Source organism: Rhodohalobacter sp. (assembly GCF_041686455.1).
In the GTDB taxonomy this organism is placed as follows: domain Bacteria; phylum Bacteroidota; class Rhodothermia; order Balneolales; family Balneolaceae; genus Rhodohalobacter.
Genome location: NZ_JAWLDW010000174.1, coordinates 1 through 4,184 on the forward strand (window position 1 = coordinate 1; position 4,184 = coordinate 4,184).

At 46.4% G+C, this 4,184-nt stretch carries 4 protein-coding genes; 2 read left to right on the plus strand and 2 right to left on the minus strand.

The window, feature by feature from the left end:
* Positions 1 to 551, minus strand: a 551-nt coding sequence (locus ACESM0_RS13055) for a cob(I)yrinic acid a,c-diamide adenosyltransferase (protein WP_372906642.1), incomplete at its 3' end; no start/stop codon positions are given.
* Between the two features lie 39 nt (positions 552 to 590).
* Positions 591 to 1,217, minus strand: coding sequence for an IMPACT family protein (locus tag ACESM0_RS13060; protein ID WP_372906643.1), 627 nt, complete (start codon positions 1,215 to 1,217; stop codon positions 591 to 593).
* Between the two features lie 212 nt (positions 1,218 to 1,429).
* On the opposite strand from ACESM0_RS13060, the gene ACESM0_RS13065 reads away from it, so the two are divergent.
* Both ACESM0_RS13065 and ACESM0_RS13070 read left to right on the plus strand, forming a co-directional pair.
* The gene (locus ACESM0_RS13065; RefSeq protein ID WP_101071523.1) at positions 1,430 to 2,137 is read left to right on the plus strand and encodes a succinate dehydrogenase cytochrome b subunit; all 708 of its coding nucleotides are present in this window, start codon (positions 1,430 to 1,432) and stop codon (positions 2,135 to 2,137) included.
* A 27-nt stretch (positions 2,138 to 2,164) separates the two neighbouring features.
* A complete protein-coding gene (locus ACESM0_RS13070) occupies positions 2,165 to 4,084 on the plus strand; it encodes a fumarate reductase/succinate dehydrogenase flavoprotein subunit (protein ID WP_372906644.1) in 1,920 nt (639 codons plus the stop codon).
* Positions 4,085 to 4,184 lie beyond the last annotated feature (100 nt).

The following is a 4,184-nucleotide window of genomic DNA, read 5'->3' on the forward strand; positions in this document are numbered from 1 at the left end:
TACTGTTTTTTTCTTGGCTGCCAGGGTGTTTCCGGCTCACCGGCTTGTCTGTTTTCGAATCTTGCCAGAACAAAGAGCAGATCGGAAAGCCGATTCAGATAAATGACGGTTTCGGCTGAAATGGGATCGTTCTGTTTCAGAGCTACCGTGTTACGCTCAGCTCGCCGGCATACGGTTCGTGCCATGTGCAGCGTTGCTCCGGCCGGTGACCCGCCGGGAAGGATAAAGCTTGTAAGAGCCGGGAGATCTTCCTCCAGTTCATCGATCCAGTTTTCAAGCTTTTCAATATCCTTGCTGCCAACACGCTCAATCTTTGATTCCTTTGTGTGCAGAGTAGCTAGATCTGCTCCGAGCACAAAAAGCTGGGACTGAATCTCATTCAGCATGTTTTTCCCCTTCTCACTCAGGGTGTGAGTCAAAACCATGCCGATTATGGAATTCAGTTCGTCTACGGTACCGTAAGCGTGGATTCGCAGGCTGTTCTTTTCAACACTCGCGCCACCGAAAAGGGAGGTATATCCCTGGTCGCCTTTCTTCGTATAAATTTTCATAAGTTTTTGTTTTTAAGGTAACAAGCTAATGGTTTATTTTCAGCTTCTAATTTTTTTGATGTGATAGGATTCCCCGCACTCTTTAAAATCATCAAAAAGATGGAGATGTGAACTGAGTTTGCCTTCAAATCTTTCGGCCTCCGTTTTAGGAATTCCAATCTTCAGGGATACATTTTCCATGTACTCAGAGTTTAGTTCAATCATCGAAAAATCATTTTTAAGCTTATCAATGATTCCCTGGTGAGTGTATTGATAAATGATCCGGTAGGTTTGAATCGGGATAACCTCTTTCAAAACGGCATGCTCGATGCATTGTTGGGCTGATTCTCCGTAGGCGTCAATCAGACCCGATTTCCCCAGTTTGGTCCCGCCGTAATAGCGCACAGACACCATAATGCAGTTCACCAAATCGGCCGATTTCAACGCGTTGAGGATGGGAAGTCCGGCAGTGCCGCCCGGTTCACCGTCATCCTGGTCGAATTCCTCAATTTTATTGGGATTTACTCTCCACGCATAGCAGTGATGCGTTGCTGTCGGGTGCTCATTTTTTACAGTTTCAAGGAAATCATCCGCTTCCGTTTTACTTTCTGCCGGGTGTAAATATCCCAGAAATTTGGACCCTTTTACGCGATAATCGCTTTTAAATAGTTTAATAACTGTATACAAGAAATTGATTTGCTAGAATGAGAGGTTAATATCCAATTTAGACCTTTTCTTAATAAGCCGTTTCTATGAATTGAAAGGGCTTCAACCTTGCCTTTTATATCAAAAGGGGCGACTTTTAATAGATGAATTTTGGAACAGAAAAATATAGATGATTGTTAGTTTAGGAAAATTCAATTCATCTATCTGATCACATTAATAATAATATCTACAGTATGCCAAATCTATTACAAGCAGCGACGTCACAGGTTGGGCGAAAAATATTGACCGGACTGACCGGCATTTTCCTCGTCTTGTTTATCATATTTCACCTTGGCGGAAACCTGGCCATATTCGGCGAAGCAGATGCGATGAACCGCTACTCGATGACTCTTCATAATTTAGGGCCTCTGCTTTGGATTGCAAGAATCGGGCTGCTGGCAGTTTTTGTGATTCACGCCTGGATTGGAATTTCCATCTGGTTCAAAAAGAGAAAGGCGCGACCAAACAAATACGAGGTTTACAGCAGTAAAGGCGGACCCAGCAAACAGAGTCTCAGTTCGAGAAGCATGGCCTTTACAGGTGTTGTACTCCTGATCTTTGTGGTCATCCACGTTAACACATTTGCATTGGGCGAAACCGGCACCGTAGTGATTGACGGCCAGGAAACGCACGATATTAAAACGCTGGTTATTGACACCTTCCAAAGCAGCGCAGTATACTCGTTCGGGTATGCATTCGTTATGTTGCTTCTCGGAACACACTTGGGGCACGGGATCTGGAGTGCCTTTACATCTCTCGGTATGAAGAGCAAAAAAACGTCAGCTATTGTCTACACATTAGGCGGAATTTTTGCAGTCGTGTTTGCCGTTGGCTTTCTGTTTATCCCGATCTATATCTACTTCGGCGGCGGCTGTGAAGCAGCACTTATCCAATGCCAATAATCATTTTGTAAATCTACCTATACCATTATGAAATTAGATCCAAAAGTACCTTCAGGACCACTGGAAGATAAGTGGGAACAGCATTTAGAGGATATCAAACTGGTTTCCCCAAACAACAAGCGTAAACACAACATCATTGTTGTGGGTACAGGACTTGCAGGCGCTTCTGCTGCAGCCAGCCTTGCAGAACTAGGCTATAATGTCCAGACGTTCTGTATACAAGACTCCGCACGCCGGGCGCACAGTATTGCGGCTCAGGGCGGTATCAATGCGGCGAAGAATTATCAAAATGACGGCGACAGTGTATGGCGACTGTTTTACGATACCATTAAAGGCGGTGACTATCGAAGCCGTGAGTCTAACGTTTACCGTTTGGCTCAAAACTCGAATAATATTATTGACCAGGCGGTAGCCCAGGGTGTTCCGTTTGGCCGTGATTACGGCGGGCTGCTCGATAACCGATCATTCGGTGGAGCCCAGGTTTCGCGAACATTTTACTCCCGCGGACAGACCGGACAACAACTGCTGCTGGGTGCTTACCAGGCGATGATGCGCCAGGTTCACACCGGAAAAATTAAGGACAACCCTCGTCAGGAGATGCTGGATTTGGTAGTGGTTGACGGAAAGGCACGCGGTATCATTACCCGTGATCTTGTAAATGGAACCATTCAGAAGTGGGAAGCGGATGCCGTGGTTCTCTGCACCGGCGGATACGGAAACGTATTCTACCTCTCCACAAACGCAAAAAATTCAAACGTAACCGCAGCGTGGAGATGTCATAAACGGGGAGCTGCTTTTGCGAATCCCTGCTATGTGCAGATTCACCCAACCTGCATTCCGGTTTCCGGCGACTATCAGTCCAAACTGACACTGATGAGTGAAAGTTTGCGGAATGACGGTCGCGTATGGGTTCCACGCAAGAAAGGAGATGATCGTGCTCCAAACGATATTCCTGAAGAGGAGCGGTACTACTATCTCGAGGAGCGATATCCAAGTTTCGGTAACCTGGTGCCGCGTGATGTGGCTTCCAGAAATGCGAAGATGGTAACCGACGAAGGCCTTGGAGTGGGAGACACCGGACTAGCAGTTTACCTCGATTTCCGCGATGCGATTAAACGCGACAGTAAAGAGGCCATCGCTGCACGATACGGTAACCTCTTTGATATGTACGAAAATATCACGGACGAAAACCCGTATGAAACACCAATGAGAATTTTCCCTGCCGTTCACTACACAATGGGCGGTCTCTGGGTTGACTATAACCTGATGAGCAATATTCCGGGACTGTTTGTGGCCGGAGAGGCGAACTTCTCCGATCACGGTGCAAACCGACTGGGTGCAAGTGCTCTGATGCAGGGTCTTTCCGACGGATACTTTATCATCCCTTACACTGTAGGAAACTACATTGCGGGTGAAGATCTGGAAGACGTATCCACACATCACGAAGCGTTTGATGAAGCCGCAAAAGCGTCTCAGGATCAGCTTGATAAGCTGCTTGCCGTGAAAGGGGATAAGTCACTGATTGAGTTCCATCGTGAGCTGGGCAAGATCATGTGGGATAAAGTTGGAATCTCCAGAAGCCAGGAGGGACTTGAATCGGCCATTGAGGAGATTCGTGCACTTCGCGAAGATTTCTGGAAAAACGTTCGGGTTCCGGGCGAGTCCAACTACTATAACAAGTATTTGGAATTTGCGGCCCGTATTGCCGATTTCTTTGAACTGGCTGAGCTGATGGCTCTTGATGCACTGGACAGAGATGAGTCCTGCGGTTGCCACCTCAGAGATGAATATCAAACCGAAGAAGGAGAAGCCCTCCGGAATGATGAAGATTATGCATTCGTTTCGGCATGGGAGTATCTGGGCGTCAACGGCAAACTCGAAACCAAACGCCACAAGGAAGACCTTGAGTTCGAATTTGTGGAATTGAAACAAAGAAGTTACAAATAACAGGATTTGATATGAGTACAATGAAAATAAACCTGAAGATTTGGAGACAAAAAAACGCCCAGGATAAAGGCGGTTTTCAGGATTATACACTTGATAATGT

What these genes read in the sequence shown, in the direction of transcription:
- ACESM0_RS13065 (WP_101071523.1), top strand. Translation starts at nt 1,430, where the DNA reads ATGCCAAATCTATTACAAGCAGCGACGTCACAGGTTGGGCGAAAAATA.
- ACESM0_RS13070 (WP_372906644.1), top strand. Translation starts at nt 2,165, where the DNA reads ATGAAATTAGATCCAAAAGTACCTTCAGGACCACTGGAAGATAAGTGG.